The organism is Streptomyces sp. SCPE 10 (assembly GCF_051980735.1).
GTDB classification, from domain to species: Bacteria; Actinomycetota; Actinomycetes; order Streptomycetales; family Streptomycetaceae; genus Streptomyces; species Streptomyces misionensis.
Genome location: NZ_CP197069.1, coordinates 6,888,040 through 6,905,740, shown reverse-complemented (window position 1 = coordinate 6,905,740; position 17,701 = coordinate 6,888,040). Strand labels below are relative to the sequence as shown.

General features: G+C 72.1%; 14 protein-coding genes. 3 read left to right on the top strand and 11 right to left on the bottom strand.

All coding sequences use genetic code 11. The annotated features are described in order from the left end of the window. Positions 1–191 precede the first annotated feature (191 nt). From ACSP97_RS31615 to uvrA, 4 genes are all read right to left on the bottom strand, one after another. Complete coding sequence (locus ACSP97_RS31615) at positions 192–512, bottom strand: DUF2795 domain-containing protein (protein WP_355152686.1); 321 nt, start codon at positions 510–512, stop codon at positions 192–194. 160 nt (positions 513–672) lie between these two features. Beyond that, positions 673–2,448 (bottom strand): PucR family transcriptional regulator, encoded by a 1,776-nt coding sequence (locus tag ACSP97_RS31610; protein ID WP_440555427.1) that lies wholly within the window; start codon positions 2,446–2,448, stop codon positions 673–675. A 333-nt stretch (positions 2,449–2,781) separates the two neighbouring features. Continuing rightward, positions 2,782–3,444 (bottom strand): SDR family oxidoreductase, encoded by a 663-nt coding sequence (locus tag ACSP97_RS31605; RefSeq protein WP_355526824.1) that lies wholly within the window; start codon positions 3,442–3,444, stop codon positions 2,782–2,784. 174 nt (positions 3,445–3,618) lie between these two features. After that, entirely contained in the window at positions 3,619–6,087 is a 2,469-nt protein-coding gene (gene uvrA / locus ACSP97_RS31600; RefSeq protein ID WP_440555425.1) for an excinuclease ABC subunit UvrA, read from the bottom strand. Between the two features lie 425 nt (positions 6,088–6,512). Here uvrA and ACSP97_RS31595 point away from each other — a divergent pair, with 425 nt between their 5' ends. From ACSP97_RS31595 to ACSP97_RS31585, 3 genes are all read left to right on the top strand, one after another. Beyond that, positions 6,513–8,690, top strand: coding sequence for an FUSC family protein (locus ACSP97_RS31595; RefSeq protein WP_440558500.1), 2,178 nt, complete (start codon positions 6,513–6,515; stop codon positions 8,688–8,690). Between the two features lie 226 nt (positions 8,691–8,916). Next, positions 8,917–10,149 (top strand): PP2C family protein-serine/threonine phosphatase, encoded by a 1,233-nt coding sequence (locus ACSP97_RS31590; RefSeq protein ID WP_440555423.1) that lies wholly within the window; start codon positions 8,917–8,919, stop codon positions 10,147–10,149. Positions 10,150–10,367: 218 nt separating this feature from the next. Continuing rightward, positions 10,368–12,047: a chloride channel protein gene (locus ACSP97_RS31585; protein WP_355152828.1), complete on the top strand. Its 1,680-nt coding sequence runs from the start codon at positions 10,368–10,370 to the stop codon at positions 12,045–12,047. A 114-nt stretch (positions 12,048–12,161) separates the two neighbouring features. Here the strand turns inward: ACSP97_RS31585 and ACSP97_RS31580 are convergent, their stop codons facing one another. The 7 genes from ACSP97_RS31580 to ACSP97_RS31550 all read right to left on the bottom strand — a co-directional run bounded on the left by ACSP97_RS31580 (position 12,162) and on the right by ACSP97_RS31550 (position 17,654). Next, positions 12,162–12,698, bottom strand: coding sequence for a MarR family winged helix-turn-helix transcriptional regulator (locus ACSP97_RS31580; protein WP_355152694.1), 537 nt, complete (start codon positions 12,696–12,698; stop codon positions 12,162–12,164). 74 nt (positions 12,699–12,772) lie between these two features. Beyond that, positions 12,773–13,456, bottom strand: coding sequence for a class I SAM-dependent methyltransferase (locus ACSP97_RS31575; protein ID WP_391870647.1), 684 nt, complete (start codon positions 13,454–13,456; stop codon positions 12,773–12,775). Further along, positions 13,453–13,956, bottom strand: a complete 504-nt coding sequence (locus ACSP97_RS31570) for a hypothetical protein (RefSeq protein ID WP_358269932.1) — start codon at positions 13,954–13,956, stop codon at positions 13,453–13,455. The genes ACSP97_RS31575 and ACSP97_RS31570 overlap by 4 nt, the downstream gene beginning before the upstream one ends. A gap of 2 nt (positions 13,957–13,958) precedes the next feature. Next, complete coding sequence (locus tag ACSP97_RS31565) at positions 13,959–15,245, bottom strand: molybdopterin-dependent oxidoreductase (RefSeq protein ID WP_355329632.1); 1,287 nt, start codon at positions 15,243–15,245, stop codon at positions 13,959–13,961. 159 nt (positions 15,246–15,404) lie between these two features. Continuing rightward, positions 15,405–16,142 carry a flavodoxin family protein gene (locus ACSP97_RS31560; RefSeq protein WP_358269812.1) on the bottom strand — a complete coding sequence of 246 codons (738 nt, stop codon included), beginning with the start codon at positions 16,140–16,142 and terminating at the stop codon, positions 15,405–15,407. Positions 16,143–16,254: 112 nt separating this feature from the next. Then, entirely contained in the window at positions 16,255–17,409 is a 1,155-nt protein-coding gene (locus ACSP97_RS31555) for an enolase C-terminal domain-like protein (RefSeq protein ID WP_355329601.1), read from the bottom strand. Continuing rightward, the gene (locus ACSP97_RS31550; RefSeq protein WP_440555420.1) at positions 17,406–17,654 is read right to left on the bottom strand and encodes a hypothetical protein; all 249 of its coding nucleotides are present in this window, start codon (positions 17,652–17,654) and stop codon (positions 17,406–17,408) included. Before ACSP97_RS31550 ends, ACSP97_RS31555 begins: the two co-directional genes overlap by 4 nt. Positions 17,655–17,701 lie beyond the last annotated feature (47 nt).

The following is a 17,701-nucleotide window of genomic DNA, read 5'->3' as shown; positions in this document are numbered from 1 at the left end:
ATCCTCCTGAGCGGCCAGGTCGATCGAGGACAGGGGAATGGCGACGGGGAATACCGAGCATGCCTTGCCTTCCGCGCTCGATGCTAAACGGCCATTGCGCGGCACGCCCGCACCCGGCGGTGTGCCGCGCGTGGCTCGCCGGCAGGCTGCCCCGCCTGGACGCCGGGAAGGATCTCGCTCCGGCCCGGCCGTCAGCTGTCCAGTTCCTCCTCGACCGGCGGTTTCGGCACGTCGCGCAGATGCTGGGACTGTCCCGGCCTGCCGCCCTCCCGGGCCTGCTCGGCCTTCTGAGCCGGGCTCAGCCCCAGGTCGGAGTCGGGGTCCACGCGGACCGACCGCGCCACCTCCTCACGGTTGGCGTACTGCTCGGCCGGGATGCCGCGCAGTGCCTTGACGACATCCGGCGCGGCGCCCGACCGGCTCGCCGCTTCGATCAGTCTGTCCTTGCCGGCGGGGAAGTCGACATCCTTGATGGCCTCCACCACGTCCCGGGCGCTCGTACTGTGAGTCATGGCTCCTTCTCCCTCTTCGGAATCCGGAATCCTGGGCCACCCGGGTAACCGTCCACGACGCCTTCATACTGTCGCCTGCGGCCTTGTCTGCTGAAGACGCGTCAAAAGGCCCGCCCACTGAGCGCTGGTGAACCGCTCCCTCAGGCCTTCCAGCGAGACGTCAGCCGGGCCCGCCCAGCATGATCTTCCACACTCGGGTCGCCACCTGGAGGTTCAGCCGGTCTTCGACGTTCGAGAGGTCGTTGCCGCTGATGTCGCGGATGCGCTGGAGCCGATAGCGCAGCGTGCTGCGGTGGATCGCGAGGGATTCCGCGGTCTCGTCGTAGTTGCCGCCGAAATCGAAGTACCGGGACAGGGTCTCCACCATGGTCGCTTGGTGCCGGGAGTCGTAGTCGATGAGCTGCCCGAGCCACTCCTGTACGAACGTCTCCAGTTCCCGGCGACCGCTGCCCGGTCCCAGGATGCGGTAGAGGCCGAGTTCGTCGAAGAACGACGTGCCGTAGCGCTCGCGGGAGTGGCGGCGCACGTCCAGGGCGCGCTCCGCCTCCTGGTAGTGATGGGGGATGTCGTTCAGGGAGTCGGAAGGGGCGCTCACCCCGATCGTCCCCGACCGTGTTCCGGTCTCCCGGGAGAGCGCCTCGTACAGCGCGTGGGCGTGGGGCCTGGCGTCGGCGACCAGGACGACGTGATCGGAGTGTCGGGTCAGCAGCGAGCGCATGCCCACGGCGGAGGCCGCCCGCCCCACGGTCTGCGCGAAGGAGTCGTCGGCGGTCCGGTTCGACCACTGCACCACGACGACGTAGTGGCTGCGGTGCAGGTCGTATCCGACGGCCTCGGACCGGGCGTAGGCGCTCGCCTCGTCCGTCCCCGCCAGGAGGTCGTCGACCAGCTCGCGGTGCAGCCTCAGCTCCACTTCGGCCAGATTGCGCAGGTGAGTCAGCTCGGGGGCGAGTGACGCGGCAGCGTATTCCAGCGCGAGCACGGTGTGTTCGTCGGCCTCGTCCCGGGCATCGACCAGCGCCAGCACGCCCAGGATCTCACCGTGCGGGCGGATCAGGGTGATCAGCCGGCCCCTTATCCGCACCGGCCCGGCCTGACGGGCGACGGCGTGCAGCATTTCGTCCTGGCGCACGGGGTCCGGTTCAGGATAGGGGTCGGGGCGGCTGGGGCCGGTCCAGGACCTCAGCCGACCGAAGCGGTCCTCGACCAGCGCGGGAAGTCCGGTGAGTCCGTGCAGTGCGCGGGTGACGGCTTCCTCGCCGCCACCCGAGTCGGCGACGCAGGCCATGAACGCGTGAACGGCTCGCTCGAAGCCCAGCTCGGCCACCACGGAGATCAGCTGCCGCTGAAGGGCTGTGCGTTGCTCCCTCAGTCGGTGCAGCTCCAGCGTGTCCTCGCGTCGGCGGCGATGTGCGAAAGCGATCGACAGTGCAGCAGTGGTGTACCGGACAAGCGTGGCCAGCAGAGATCGCTCGGCCGCGGTGGGCCGGGAGCGGGACGTCACCACGAGGTAGCCGTGGAGTCCCTCAAGCCCCCGCAGCCCCAGGGCCCGGCCCCAGGGCCTGCCGGGTACGGTCACGTCGCCGTCCCGCCCGGCCAGCTCCCGCACCCTCCGGCTCACGGCCAGGGCAGGCGTCTGCCCGTCCCTCGGACTGGGGACCAGGTCGCCGCCCATATTGAGGTATCCGGCCTCGGCGCTGTATGGCCCCGCGGCGGCTACGTGGTCCATGGCCAGGCGCAGGATCTCGACTTCGTCCGTACTGCCGAACAGGGCGCGGGAGAGCGCGACCAGTTCCTGGACGGCGAGGTCGGCTGGGGTGTGAGCGGGCGAACGGGGCCCGCGCGCGGCTGTGGGACGCCCGGCGCCGCCCCGCGGAAGGCCGCCCTTCCGGTGGGAGTAGCGGTGCTGCAGGCTGTGCGTCCGACTGCCGGCCATGGGGCCACTCCGTCCCTCGAAGCCTCCAGAGAAGCGAGCGGCATATCGCGTACCCGCTCACGAGCCGGCCTACCGGAGATGTGCGGACCCTTTCTCCCGTACTCGCGGGGTGACCGGACCCGTGCGGACTCGTGCGATGCCGCCGTCGACCGCGTAGGCAAAGTCGTCCCGATGCGCTGGGGGAAGATCTCGCCGGTCAGCCTCACTGGCGGCTCGGACGGCTTCCATCCGTCGTAGTGGACGCCGTGGTTCCGGCGGGCGCCGGATGCTCCGCCCGGCTTGCCGGGCCGGTCCGGCGGCGCGCCCGCATCCGGGCGAGGGCAGGTTACGGCGTCAGCCGCCGGTCACGGCGCGCACCGCCTCCTCGACCGGGGTGGATCCGCTGACCAGCTCCAGGATGCGCCCGGCGGTCCTGGGCTCGTCCAGCAGGGCGGCGAGCACCGCAGCCACGTCGTCGCGCGGCACTTGGCCGCGGCCGGTGTGCTCGGCGAGCTTGACGCGGCCGCTACCGGGGTCGTCGGTCAGCATCCCCGGACGCAGAATCGTCCAGTCCAGTCCCGGACGGGACGCGATATCGGCGTCCGCCTCGCCCTTGGCCTTCAGGTAGGCGGCGAACACGGGGTCGGTGCCGGGCGGCGGCGGACTGTCCACGCCCATCGCGGAGATCACCAGGAGGCGGCGCATCCCGGCGCGCTCGGCCGCGTCGGCGAGGAGGATGGCCGCGTTCCGGTCCACCGTCTGCTTGCGGGCCGCGCCGCTCCCCGGTCCGGCGCCCGCGGCGAACAGTGCCGCGTCGGCGCCGCCAAGGTGTCCGGCCACCTCGTCCACCGAGGCGTGCTCCAGATCGCACACCACCGGTTCCGCACCGTCCGCGCGCAGGTCGTCGGCGTGGCCTGGGTTGCGGATCAGCCCTGTGACGTTGTCGCCGCGCGCCGAGAGCAGCCGGGTCAGCCGGCGCGCGATCTTTCCGTGTCCACCCGCGATCACCATGTGCATGGGGTCATTCTTGCCGCACGCGACCGCCCACGCCGGGCTGCGGGACTGCCGCGGCAGGTCGGGTCCCGCGGTTGCCGCACAGTCGGCGTACTCGCGCACCGCGCTGGCGCGCGAGATCACCCGGCACCGGGTCGCGCCGCAGGCGCCCGGGGACCCGCGATCGCGATTCTGTCGTCAGGACCGCGCGAGCCGTGCCGCGAGATACGGCGCGGTGGCGCTGCGCCGGGCCCTCGCCACCTTGGCCGGCGGCCCCGCCGCGACCACCCGCCCGCCCGCGTCGCCGCCGCCCGGACCGAGGTCGATGACCCAGTCGGCGGTGGCGATCGTGTTCAGGTCGTGCTCGACGAGGACGACCGTGTTACCGGCGTCGACGAGCCGGTGCAGCTGTCGCAGCAGCAGCGTGATGTCCGCGGGGTGCAGCCCCGCCGTCGGCTCGTCGAGCAGGTACAGCGCGTGCCCGCGGCGGGCTCGCTGCAGTTCGGTGGCCAGTTTGATCCGTTGCGCCTCACCGCCGCTGAGTTCCGTCGCGGGCTGGCCCAGCCGCAGGTACCCCAGTCCCACCTCGCGCAACGTCTCCAGACTGCGGGAGGCGGCCGGGACGGCGGACAGGAACTCGGCGGCGGCGTCGACGGACAGCGCCAGTACTTCCGCGATGTTCTTGCCGCGATAGGTGACTTCCAGCGTTTCGGCGTTGTACCGGGCACCTTCGCAGGTCGGGCACGGCGCGTAGGTGCCGGGCAGGAACAGCAGTTCCACCGCGACGAATCCTTCGCCCTGGCAGGTCTCGCACCGCCCTTCGGGCACGTTGAAGGAGAACCGCCCGGCCGAGTAGCCGCGCGCCCTGGCCTCGTCCGTCGCCGCGTACAGCTTGCGCACCGCGTCGAACATCCCGGTGTACGTGGCCAGGTTGGACCGGGGCGTTCGGCCGATGGGCCGTTGGTCGACCCGGACCAGCCGGTCGAACGACTCGACCCCCGACGCGTCCTGGATGTCAACCTCCAGCTGCGCCTCGTCGGGTTCCTCGGGCACGAGTCCGAGGTGGCCGCGGACGACCTCCGCGAGCACCTGCGTCACCAGCGTCGACTTTCCGGAACCGGACACGCCCGTCACCGCCGTCAGCACGCAGAGCGGTACGTCGACGGACACGTCGCGCAGATTGTGGCGAGAGACACCGCGCAGGTGCAGCCAGCCGTGCGGGGTACGCGGATGGTGATCGATCGGCTGGGCGCGCCCGAACAGGTACTGGCTCGTGGCCGACTCCCCCACCCGTTCAAGACCCGCGACCGGGCCGCTGTACAGCACGCGCCCGCCGCCCTCGCCCGCACCGGGACCGATGTCGACCACCCAGTCCGCCCGCCGTACCACGTCCATGTCGTGCTCGACGACGAACAGCGAGTTGCCCGCCGCCTTGAGACGGTCCAGCACGTCCAGGAGCGGTTCCGCGTCAGCCGGGTGCAGGCCCGCGGAGGGCTCGTCAAGGACGTAGACGACGCCGAACAGCCCCGAGCGCAGCTGGGTGGCGATCCGCAGGCGCTGCGCCTCGCCGGGCGACAGGGTCGTCGAGCGGCGCCCGAGGCTGAGATATCCGAGACCCAGGTCGAGCAGTACGTCGATCCGCGCGACCAGATCGCCGCAGATCCGGACCGCGACCTCGGTCGTCTCCCCGGATCGGGCGGTCGACGTGGTGGCGTCCGCCTCGGACCGCCCCGCGATGGGCCGCAGCAGCGCCACCACCTCGGTGAGCGGCATCGCGTTGATCTCGGCGATGGAGCGTCCGGCGAAGCTCACGGCAAGCGCCTCGGGCCGCAGTCCGCTGCCGTGACAGGCGGGGCAGGGCACACTCCTGACGAACCGGAGCGCCCGTTCGCGCATCTTCTCGCTCTTGGAGTCGGCGAGGACGTGCATGACGTGCTTGCGGGCGCTCCAGAACTTGCCCTGGTAGCCGTAGTCGACGCGGCCCTCCTCCGGCTCGATGTACACGGAGGGCTGCTCGTCCGTGTACAGCAGCCAGTCCCGGTCCTTCTTCCTGAGCCTGCGCCACGGCCGGTCGATGTCGATCCCCAGGCCGCTCACGACACTGCGCAGGTTGGCGCCCTGCCAGGCGCCCGGCCAGGCGGCGATCGCCCCCTCGCGGATGCTCAGCGAGGGATCCGGGACGAGCAGGTCCTCGGCGACGTCGTGCACGACACCCAGTCCGTGGCACTCCGGGCAGGCGCCGGCCGCGGTGTTGGGGGAGAACGACTCGGCCGCCAGCCGTGCGGCCCGGTGCGGATAGGTGCCGGCGCGGGAATACAGCACGCGCAGCAGATTGGACAGCGTGGTGATGGTGCCGACCGTCGAGCGCGAACTGGGCGACCCGTGTCGCTGCTGCAGGGCCACGGCCGGTGGCAGTCCGGTGATCTCCTGCACGTGCGGTGCGCCGACCTGTTGCAACAGCCTTCGGGCGTACGGTGCCACGGACTCGAAGTAGCGCCGCTGGGCCTCCGCGTAGAGCGTGCCGAACGCGAGCGAGGACTTGCCCGAACCGGAGACGCCGGTGAAGGCGACCATCGCGTCCCGCGGAACGTCGACATCGATGTTCCGCAGGTTGTTCTCACCGGCGCCCCGGACATGCACGAAGGGGTCGGTCACGTCCTCGTTCACCGTTCCTGACTACCTGATCGCGCCGGGAACCGCGCGACAGGCGCAGCACGAGGAGAGGTTCCGCCGATCGGTCGGTGCCTGGTTGTTTCGCCGAGGGGGCCGACGGGGACCCGGACGCAACGCTGCCGGAGCGCCGAAGCTCCGCCTGGGGCGGGCCGGCGGCACATGGCCGTTCCAGCTGATCCGGGTGAACGGCCGGACGCGAAGATCGGGCGCCCCTGCGAGATCATCGTCAAGACCTGAACCGACACCGATTGCCCGTGCTCCGACCCGCAGGACGGACCGGCGGACGCCCAGCAGTGTCCGCAGTGGCGGCACCCTGTCGGCGGCTCGCGGGTCGTGTGGGAGGCTTGCTTGACCGACGGCTGCCGCACCTCGACCAGGCCGACGCGACCCGGCAGGGCGTCCCGGCCAGGCGGACACGCGTGACGTGGCCGCGGGCCTTCGGGGAGGTCGTGCGATCCGGGCTCAGGATCGAGGAGACGCGGCTGGAGCCCCTGCTCGCGCTGCGCACGGCCGCTGGGGTGGCGATCGTCGTCGGGCCCACGCTGTGGCTGGTGTCCCCCGCGTATGCGGCGTCCGCCGCCCTCGGCGCCTACTCCGCGGGCGGGGCCACCTTCCAGCGCAGCTGGCGTCCGCGCAAGGTGGTGGCACTCGGCGCGGGCGCGGGCCTGGCGCTCAGCACGTTCGTCGGCTACCTGGCGGCGGGGCGACTCGTGACGTTCCTGCCGCTGCTGGCCGTATGGGCCTTTGCCGCGGGAATGGCGTGGGCCGTCGGATCGACCGCCGGGATCGTCGCGGCGACGACCGTGGGCAGCATGCTGGTGACCATCACCTTGCCCACGAGCGTCGGGCACGCCCTGGAGCACGCCGGGATCATCGCGCTCGGAGGCGTGACGCAGGCCGTGCTGATCCTGCTGTTCCCGATCCGGCGTTGGGGAGCGCATCGTGACGCACTCGCCGACGCCCTGGCCGCCGTGGCGGACTACGCCCGCCGGCTGCGGCACGACCCGACCGCCCCGTTCGACCCGGAACCGTTGATGACGGCCCGGGACGCGGCCGCCGTGACGCCGTCACAGGCCCGCACCCGTCCCCCCGTCCTGCACGGCCCCCGGGGACTCGCCGAGCGCATCCGGCCGGTGGTCGCGGCGCTCGCCGACCCGGACGTCGGCGCCCCGGCGGAGGGACCCGGGCGGGACCGTGCGCGGGAGTTGCTCGGCGCCGCCGCCGACGTCCTGGACGCGGCAGCCCGTTCGATCCGCCGCGGCACTCCCGCCGAGGTGCGGCCCGAGAGCACGGACGTCCTGCGCGTCGACGAGGAGCACGAGGTGCTGGAGGGTCCCGCGCGGCAAGCCGCCGAGCGGCTCGTGGAACTGCTCGGCGAGGCGTTGGAGATCGCCGGGAGCGGCTGCGCGCCCGGGGCGACGCCTGCGCCGCCCGGCCTCGCCGGCGACCGGTTTCTGGTGCGCCCGACCATGCTCCGGCTGGTCCCGGTCGTCGGCCGGACGGTCCGCCGTGAGCTCCGCCGGGACTCGCCCGTGTTCCGGCACGCCGTCCGCCTGGCGGCAGTGGCCACGCTCGGCTATCTGATCGCCGCCCGGCTGCCCCTGGGCCACGGCTACTGGGCGCCCATCGCCTCGGTGATGGTGATGCGGCCGGACTTCCACCGGACGTACGCGCGTGCGGTGGCCCGTCTCGCCGGGACCCTGGCGGGGGTCGCGCTCGCCACCGGCGTGGTGCGGGCCCTGGGCCCGGACGCCCATGTGTCCGGCGCGCTGGCGGTGGCCTCGGCGGGCCTGTCGTACACGCTGGACCGTACCGGCTACGCCTACACCCAGTGCTTCACCGCCGCGTACGTCGTCTTCCTGCTCGGCATGGGCGGCCAGGCATGGGAGCAGACGGTCCCGGAGCGGGTCGTGCTCACCCTGCTCGGCGGCGCCCTGGCGATGCTGGCGTACGTGGTGTTCCCCGCATGGGAGACACCCCGGCTGCCGGGCCGGCTCGCGGACTGGCTCGCCGCCACCGGCCGCTACGCGGCCGCGGTGCTCCGCGACTACGCCGAACCGACCCGGGAGCATCACGCCGAGATGCGCCGGGCACTGCTGGCGAGCAGGGAGGCACGGGCGGCCTGGCAGGAGGCATACGACCGCGCGAGGCAGGAACCGGTCCGCCCCAGGGGTCTGACGTCACGCGAGGCGCAGGAGGCGCAGGAGGCGCTCAAGGGGTTCGGCCGCGCGGCGATGCTCATGGAGAGCCATGTCCCGCGGACCGGCAGCCGTCCCGTCCCCGAGGCGGAGCGGTTCGCCGAGGCCCTGGAGACGGACACCGCGAAGGCGGCGGTCGCCGTGCGCGAGCACAGGAATCCTGACTGGGGACGCGTGGAGGAGGCGCTCCACGCGTGGGAGGCCGCCGGCGGCAAGGGGAGCCCGGTCGTGCGGCGCGAAGCGGAACTGCAAAAACGGGCCTTGGAAGACCTCGCGACAGCCGTGAGCCGCACCCCCCTGGAACGGGACGTCGGCTCTGCTCGCGAGGAGCAGCGGGTGCGCGTGGCCGCGGAAGGCAACGGATCAGGACCCGAGCACCAGGGTGCACGGCACCGATGACCTCTGGCGACGAGGGGACCGCCGGGTCGGTGCGTGACAGCGACGATCACCCTGGAGCCGCCTTCTTGCAGGCCACCGTCCTGTCCAAGCCGTCCGATCGGCGCGGTGCGATGCCTGTTCGGCCAGGCCGATCAGCTCGATGGGGGACGAGTTCGCCGGGGACTGCCGTGATGTCCGACGGGCCGGGGGAAGGGAGGAGGGGGACCCTGGGGTGAGGGAGGTCTCCATGCCGCATGGTCGGATCGCACTGGCCGAGGTGCTGGCCGAGGCGGAGAACGCCGCACCGGTCGCGTCCCTGGACGTGGTGGCACGGCATCTGCGTGACCGGTTCGGTGCCCAGTACGTGTCGTTCCTGTTCCTCGACATCGTCGGCCGCAAGCTTGTGCGGGTCACCGAGGAGGACACCACCCGGCAGGGGCGCAGCGCCGACCAGGTCCCTCTGGCAGGCAGCGTCTACGACGAGGTCCTGCGCACCCAGAGTCCGCTGAAGACGTCCGACGGCTACGGGCGCCGGCAACGGGTGCTCGCACCGGTCACGAACCGGGGAGACGCCATCGGCGTGCTCGAGTTGTTCCTGGCCCACGTGACGCGGGACACGCTGGCTCAGGTCGCCGAGGCCGCGCACGCGCTGGCGTACGTCATCGTCACCGACCGCCGCTTCACCGACCTCTACCACTGGGGGCAGCGCACCTCCCCGGTGAGTCTGGCCGCCGAGATCCAGCGGCAGCTGCTTCCCTCGGCGCCCTCCTGCGAGGCCGCCGAGTTCGTCCTGGCCTCGGCCCTGGAGCCCGCGGACACCATCGCCGGCGACACCTACGACTACACCCTCGACCACGACACCCTGCACCTGTCCGTCACCGACGCCATGGGGCACGACGTGGAGGCCGCCCTCATGGCGACCCTCCTGGTCAACGCGTCCCGCGGTGCCCGTCGCGCCGGGGCGGACCTGGCCGAACAGGCCCGCCAGACCCACCAGGCCCTCCTCGACCACGGCAGGGGGACCTTCGCCACCGGCCAGCTGCTGCGCATCGCCCTTGATGGCAGCCACGCCCAGCTCGTCAACGCCGGCCATCCCTGGCCGCTGCTGCTGCGCGACGGCCGTGTCGGCGAGGTGCGGTTGGACGTGGACCTGCCCTTCGGTGTCACCGCGCAGGGCTCCTATCACGTCCAGGACGTGGATCTGCGGCCCGGCGACCGCCTCCTGCTCTACACCGACGGCTTGCAGGAACGCCGAGCCGGGGCCGTCGACCTGGCCGGCCTCCTGCACGACACCGCCGCCGACCACCCGCGCGAGGCCGTACGCACCGTGACCACGGCCGTCCTCGACGCCTGCGACGGGCGTCTGGCCGACGACGCCACGGTGCTCTGTCTCGACTGGCGCGGCCCGGCCGCGGGCAGCCGCCGCGCCGAGGCCGGAGCCGACATTCCGCGGCACCGGCCGCAGGAGCGGGCCGACTGATCCTCGCCGGGAGCAGCCCGCCCGTGTGCACCCGTGAGTCCCAGTAGCTGGACGGGGCTGACTTACCCCCTCCGGATTTTGCATAATGCAAAAGTACGGAAGGGGAATGGATGAGTGCCATATCGACACCCAGGCGGGAGAAGAACGGTCCGAGCCCGGCGCGCGGTCTCACGTCCGCGCCGAGGCTCGCGGGAGCACGCAACGCGGCGTGGTCCGTGATGGCGCTGGCCGTGCTGGTCGGTGCGGGAGCAGGCGCGGGATCGGTGGTCTTCCGCTGGTGCATCAAGACCTTCACCAGCCTGCTGTCCGGTCACGCCGACTACTCGGCCTCCCCCGGCGCCGACAACCCGCACGTGCCCTGGCTGGGCCCCTACTTCGTGCTTCTCGCCCCGGTGATCGGCGGCCTGCTGTACGGCCCCCTCGTCAACCGCTTCGCCAAAGAGGCCCGCGGGCACGGCGTGCCGGAAGTCATGCTGGCCGTCGCCCAGCGCGGCGGGCGGATCAGCCCCAAGGTCGCCGTCGTCAAGACGCTCGCCTCCGCCCTGACCATCGGCTCCGGCGGCTCGGTCGGCCGCGAAGGTCCGATCGTGCAGATCGGATCGGCGCTGGGTGCCACCCTCGGCCGCGTGACGAAGGCGACCGAGGGCCGCATGAAGCTTCTGGTCGCCTGCGGCGCGGCCGGCGGCATCGCGGCGACCTTCAACGCTCCACTGGCCGGAGTCTTCTTCGCCATGGAACTCATCCTGGGCACCTTCTCGGCGGAGGCGTTCGGCGCGACGGTCCTGTCCAGCGTCACCGCGAGCGTCATCGGACGAGCCACCTTCGGCGACACGGCCTTTCTGACGCTGCCAGACTTCCACGTCGACCACCTCGCCCAGTACGGCCTCTTCGCCTTGCTCGGTGTGGTCGCGGCCGCCGTCGGCGTGGGATTCTCCCGCGTTCTGTACCTGGTCGAGGACGCCTGCGACTGGCTCTGGCGCGGCCCGGAGTGGCTGCGCCCGGCCGTCGGCGGGCTGGCCCTCGGCGTGGTCCTGCTGGTCCTGCCCGAGATGTACGGCGTCGGCTACCCCGTCCTGCAGAAGGCGACCGAGAGCGGCTACGCAGTCGGCTTCCTGCTCCTGCTGCTGGTCGGCAAGATGCTGGCGACCAGCCTGACCATCGGCATCGGCGGCTCCGGCGGCGTCTTCGCGCCCAGCCTGTTCATCGGCGCGATGCTGGGCTCCGCGTACGGCATGGGCGTCCACCACCTGCTGCCCGGCGCCGCCGGCGCTGTCGGCGCGTACGCGCTGATCGGCATGGGCGCCACCTTCGCCGGCGCGGCCCGGGCGCCGATCACCGCCGTGGTCATCCTCTTCGAGCTGACCGGCGAGTACTCGATCATCCTGCCCCTGATGCTGGCCATCGTGCTGGCCACCGCCACCAGCCGTGTGCTCTCCCGCGACACCATCTACACCCTCAAGCTGCGCCGCCGCGGCATCGACCTCGAAGGCCCCGCCCGTGGAGCGGCCATCGGCACCCAGCACGTCGGCGCCGTCATGGAGCCACTGCCCTCTCCTCTGCCCGCGACCACGGCACTCGCCGACGCCGCCGACCTCCTGAGCCGCTCCGGCCATGGCGCGCTCCCGGTCGTCGCCGACACCGGGGAGTATGTCGGCGTCGTCACGGCCCAGGCGGTGGCCGAGGCCCTCGCGGAACAACCGGACGCCGCACCGCGGACGGTGGGACAACTCGCCGTGCCACCGACAACCGTCACGACGGAGCAGCCCCTCGCCCAGGCCCTGCACGCCCTGCTGTCGACCGCCGGAACCGGGCTCCCCGTCCTGGACACCGAGCGGGGCGAGCCGGTCGGGTGGCTCAGCCACCAGAGCGCACTGCGTGCGGTCCACGCGACCACCTGAACCGCATCCCCGTCGATGTGACGGTGGACGATCACGGGCAGATCGCTGCCGCGCACGGCCTCCGCACGCTCCTCAACTTCGCTTGCATTATGCAAAATGCGGCGGAGCCACAGGTCAGACGTCGTGCGTCAGCGTTCCGTCCGTGATCCAGCCGAGCGGGTGCGGCTCCGGATGGTCCGCCCCTGGTGCCGGAGGCTCGCCTCCCGCCTCGTTGAAGGCGTTGAGCGCCTCGACGAGCGCCAGCCGCTCCATCGGGCGAAGCCGCTCGACGATGGCGGCGATCTCGGCACGCCGCCGGGCGGTGACTTCCTCGACGGTGCGCCGGCCCTCCTCGGTCAGCTGCAGCAGGGTCTCGCGACGGTTGACGGGGTTGGCCTGCCGGTCGGCGAGCCCGGCGGCGATGAGCCGGTCGACCATGCGCATGGCGGTGGAAGGCGCCACCTGGAGCAGCTCGGCGAGTTCGACCAGCTTGGTCGTCCCCCTGGTGGACAGCACCACCAGCATCCGGAACTGGGCGACGGTCACCCGCTCCTCCACCGCCGCCAACGAGCGGGCGGAGACCGCCACCAGCAGCCGCGACGCGGTCAGCACCGCTCTGGTCACCGCGTCCACGTCGTCCAAGGCACCCCTGGGGGTCTGCTGCTCCGCCATACCTCCTTTCTACCGTGGCGAGGCCGCCCGCTCGCCCACCGGGAGGCCGCAGCGTCCGGGGACATGGCCAGGACTCACATCCGCCTGGAACGGAGGCCGGTCCCCGTGTGCGCGAGGGTGGCGAAGCGTCGGTGCCCACTCGTCCACTGGTCGGTGACGCTGAAAGCAAGGTCCTCGGCGACCCTGCGGACCGCACGCAGTCCCAGCCGTGCCCAGGGGAAGGCTGGACCGCAGCGGCCCTGGGGGCCCTCGTATCGAGCGGCAGAGCACTCTTCCACGTCCTCGTGCTCCGCCTCGATGACGAGGCGTCCGGTGGGGGCGAGGAGCCTGCCGCAGCGGCGCACCAGGCCATGGGGGTCACCGCCGATGCCGATGTTGCCGTCGATGAGCAGGATCGTCTGCCAGCCCCTCTCGGCCGGCAGCCGGTCGAAGACCGACCGGCACACCGCCAGGCCGCCCCGGGCGCAGGTCAGCGCGACCGCACGAGGCGCGATGTCCACCCCCAGGGCGAAGACGCCCCGGCTCAGAAGCTCCCTGCACAACCGCCCCGGTCCGCAACCGACGTCGAGGACGGGGCCGACACAGCGCTCCAGCACCGTCTCGTCGTCCGCCGTGGGTGGTTCGTGCCAGCGGTGCACCGGCACCCGGATCCGGCGGCCGTCCGCCAAGCGCAGGTACACCGGAGCCCGGCCGGGGCGCAGAGCCAGCGCGTACGGATCCTCCTCGGCGCCGTACTGGTCGTACTCGTCGGTCGTCACGATGGGGCGCCACGGTCCGGGGCCGTTCGGCCGCGGTCGCCTCGGCCGGCCCGCCGGGCGCGGCGCAGCCGGAGCGCGAAGGCCACCGCCGAGGCGGCGAAGAGCACCCCCGTGATGGCCAGCCACCGGCCGAGGTAGACCGTGTCGGACAGGCCGGTGTCTTTGGTGTAGGGGGCCGACATGCGGAGGATGAGGGGGAACCAGACCAGCAGGAGCAGCCCCGATAGGAAGGCGGGAACGCGCAGGTGGTTGATCCACGGCACCGCCGGCCCGTCGGCGGCGCGATGACGCAGCACGGAGAGGGCCGAGAGGTCGGCCAGCGAGTACAGGGGCAGCAGGACCAGGTCGTGGAGGATCGCCGCTCCGACAAACCAGATCGCCACGGCGAACGGCTGGACGGCGAACAGGCGCACCATGGCGTAGCCGGTCAGGGCGAACGAGGCGAGCAGGACCAGCAGATGGAGAGGGCCGGAGCCGTACCAGCGGGTGAATCGTGCCATGGTCACGCCCTGAAGGTGAGCCGGCCGACCCACTTGGTGTTGTGGACGCCGGGGTTGGCCGGGACGATGACGCGGGCCGGGTAGCCGTGGTCGAGCGAGAGGTCGGCGCCGTTGACCCGGAGGGCGAGCAGGGACCGGGGATCACGGATCTGGTTGCCCCGCAGCACCACCCTGGTGAACGGGCCCGGCGGCTGGACGGACTCGACCAGGACACTTCCGGCGTCGGGCATACCGGCCAGGGCGGCGAGGCCGGCCAGTCGCAGGCCGCTCCAGTGCTGGTCCTCGGTGGACCAGCCCTCCACGCAGGCGATCGGCAGTGCGGCGGTGTGCTGGACCATCGCCAGGAGTTGCTCGCGGGTGAGGACCAGGGCCGGACCGCGGCCCCGGATCTCCAGCCGCCAGTCGGGCCCGACCAGGTGGGGAGTGACGCCGACGGCCGCCGCCGTCTTGTTGATCTGGAAGGCGTTCGGGCCGCTGCCGGGCCTGCGGTTGTGGGGTGCGAGGAGCGCGGTGGCGCGCAGCCGGCCGCCGATGCTCTGTCCCGCGGTCACGACGAGCAGGAGCAGTGATCCCGCGCCGACCATGCCCAGCGCGCCGCGGCGTGTCATCGTCGGCGCGGCAGGGGCGGCGGGCACCAGGCCGTCCGGATCGGGGGGTTCGGGCACGGTGCGGGCGAGACCGGTGCGCAGTTCGGCCCTGAGGCTGCGGGAGCGCAGGGCCCGGGTCATCCGGCCGAGTCGGAGGGACACGTGGACGACGAAGGCGGCGATGAACACCCAGGCGCCGTAGAAGTGCAGGCGGTAGAACGAGCCGGGGAAGACGTAAAAGAGCTGGATGTTGAGGATGCCGGTGACGAATTCGAAGATGACTCCGCCGACCAGCATGAGCAGGGACAGCCGCTCCAGCCCGTGGGCGACGGATCGTACGGGAAGCCACTCGAACAGCTTCGGGATCACCGACCACAACTTGGCCAGCAGCACCGGCACCAGAACCACGCCCAGCGTCACGTGCACGCCTTGGAGCAGCCGGTACAGCCAGTAGGGATGCGTGGGCCAGCTGAAGAGGTAGAAGCCGAGGACGTCCTTGTCCGGCGTCTCGTCGTTGAGCGGGCTCAGGCCGGGATTGTAGGAGGCGTAGGAGAGCAGGCCGGTGACGAACAACAGCGGAATGCCGATCAGCAGGACGAGGCCGAACACCGACGTCAGCCAGGGCCCTCGGATCGGACTGCGCCAGAACCCCGGACGGAACGGACCCGGCGGCGGGGGCAGCTTCCCGAAGCGCCGGGCCATCGCGCGGCGCCGCGCGCCGCCCGCCGCCGCGGCAGCGGCCACGGCGCCGCGTACCCGCTGAGTCCGTTTCGGCGCCGGTCTTCTCTCCGGTCCGTGCCGGGGTGCCCTGCCCGAGGGATCCGAACCCGGCGGCCGTCCATCACGTTCCATCGGCCGCTCCTATCGGTGCTCGGGGTTTTCGTAGTCGTGCCGGCAGCCGGCGTCCCAGGCGGTGCGCTGGTTGCCGTGGGCGGGGATGCCGCCGAGGTCCTTCAGCGCCCGCGCCAGGTGGAGCAGGTTCCACGTCATGAAGGTGGTGTTGCGGTTCGTGAAGTCGTTCTCCGGGCCGCCCGAACCGGGGTCGAGGTACGAGGGTCCGGGGCCCGCCTCACCGATCCATCCGGCATCCGCCTGGGGCGGGATGGTGTAGCCGAGGTGCTGCAGGCTGTACAGCACGTTCATGGCGCAGTGCTTGACGCCGTCCTCGTTCCCGGTGATCAGGCAGCCGCCGACGCGGCCGTAATAGGCGTACTGGCCATGTTCGTTGAGCAGGCTGGAACAGGCGTAGAGACGTTCGATGACCTGCTTCATGACCGAGCTGTTGTCGCCCAGCCAGATGGGACCGGCCAGCACGAGGACGTCGGATCCCATGACCTTCCGGTACAGGTCGGGCCAGGCGTCCCTCTCCCAGCCGTGCTCCGTCATGTCGGGCCACACACCGGTGGCGATGTCGTGGTCCACGGCCCGTACGACCTCGACGCGCACACCTTGCGCCTCCATGATGCCGGTGCTCCGGTCGATCAGCCCCTGTGTGTTGCTCGTCTCCGGCGAGCGCTTGAGGGTGCAGTTGATCACCAGGGCCCGCAGATCGTCGTAGCGGGCCGGTGGTGCGTCGGTGGCGGGCGACGGATCGGTCACGCGGTCCTCCAGAACGTTGCTGTCCCGCGGGGCGGGGGTGGTGCGGTCGCATCCGGCTCCAGCGTGTGGGCGCGCTCCGGCGGGCGCTACCGCAATGGCTCCGAGTGGCCCGTCAAGTGGTCGGTCGTCCGTAGACGCGGTAGCGCTCGGCGTCGGGCCACTTGATCTCCAGGCCGAGGCCGGGCCGCGAGGTGTCCGGGCGCAGGGCACCGCCGTCGGGCGACAGCGTGCCGTCGAACAGCAGGTCCTCGAACCGCACATGGTCGTGGAAGTACTCCAGGTGCCGCAGCCGGCGCACGGCGCAGAAGGCGTGGGCCGAGACGGCCGGGGCGCAGTGGGCGGACAGGTCCAGGTGGTGGGCCGCCGCGAGGCCGGCCGTCTCCAGGACGCCGGTGATGCCTCCGCAGCGGGTGACGTCGGCCTGGAGGCAGTCCACGGCCGGTCCCTCGACGAGATTGACGAAGTCCTGCGTGGTGTAGGCGTACTCCCCGGCCGCGATCTCCAGCCGGTCGGGGCCCCGCTCGCACAGCAGGCGCAGTCCCGCCAGGTCCGCGGAGCTGACCGGCTCCTCGAACCACCGCACGTCCCACTCCTCGTGGAACCTGCGCGCCCAGTACAACGCCTGCTTGCGGCCCAGGGCGCCGTTGGCGTCGGTGAGGATCTCCGGGTCGTCGCCGATGGCCTCGCGGACCGCCGCCAGGCGTCGCGGGTCGTCCTCGGGGTGCCGGGAGGTCTTCAGCTTCACGCGCGGGATGCCCTGCTCCACCCACCCGGTGAGCTGGTCGGCGAGACGGTCCAGGGGGTAGTTCGTGAAGCCGCCGCTGCCGTACACCGGGACCCGGTCGTGGTACGCCGGGAGCAACCGGACCAGCGGCAGGCCGAGGAGGCGGGCCTTGAGGTCCCACAGCGCCACGTCCACCGCGGAGACGGCCATGGCGCCGACGCCGGGACGGCCGGCGTTGCGGATCCGCCGCCCCATCAGCTGCCACAGGGCCGGGGGCGCCGTGGCGGACTGTCCGTTGATCAACGGCGCGAGCACGGAGTCGACGAACGAGGCGACCGAAACGTCCCCGTAGGTGTAACCGAGGCCCGTTCGGCCGCCGGCGTGCACCTGGACCAGGACCATGGTGGTGGAGTCCCATTCCAGGGTGCCGTCCTGCTCCTTGCCGTCCGGGCCGTCGGTCGGTACCTGGAAGGCGTGCACGTCCACCCCGTCGATCCGGCATGTCACCCGGTCCGGTCCGGCACCGGTCTCCGCGCCGCTCACGAGTTCCGTCCAGGCAGGTGCCCGGCGACCTCGGTGAGCTGCCGGCGTACGCCCTTGGCGGCGCCGCCCGTCCGCTCCGGGTCGGGAACGGCCGCCTTGACGGCCTTCTCGCCCCGGGCGGGCGTGGCATGCGGCGGGATGGGCGCGATCTCCTGGCCGGCCTTGAACTCCGGCACCACCGGTACGTCCGACTTGATGTCCCGTTCCCGCGGGCGTTGCGGTACGTGGTCGGCCACCAGCGTCATGACGTGCTCCCTCCGCTGCGCACCTGTGCCGTCCGCATGAGGTGTCC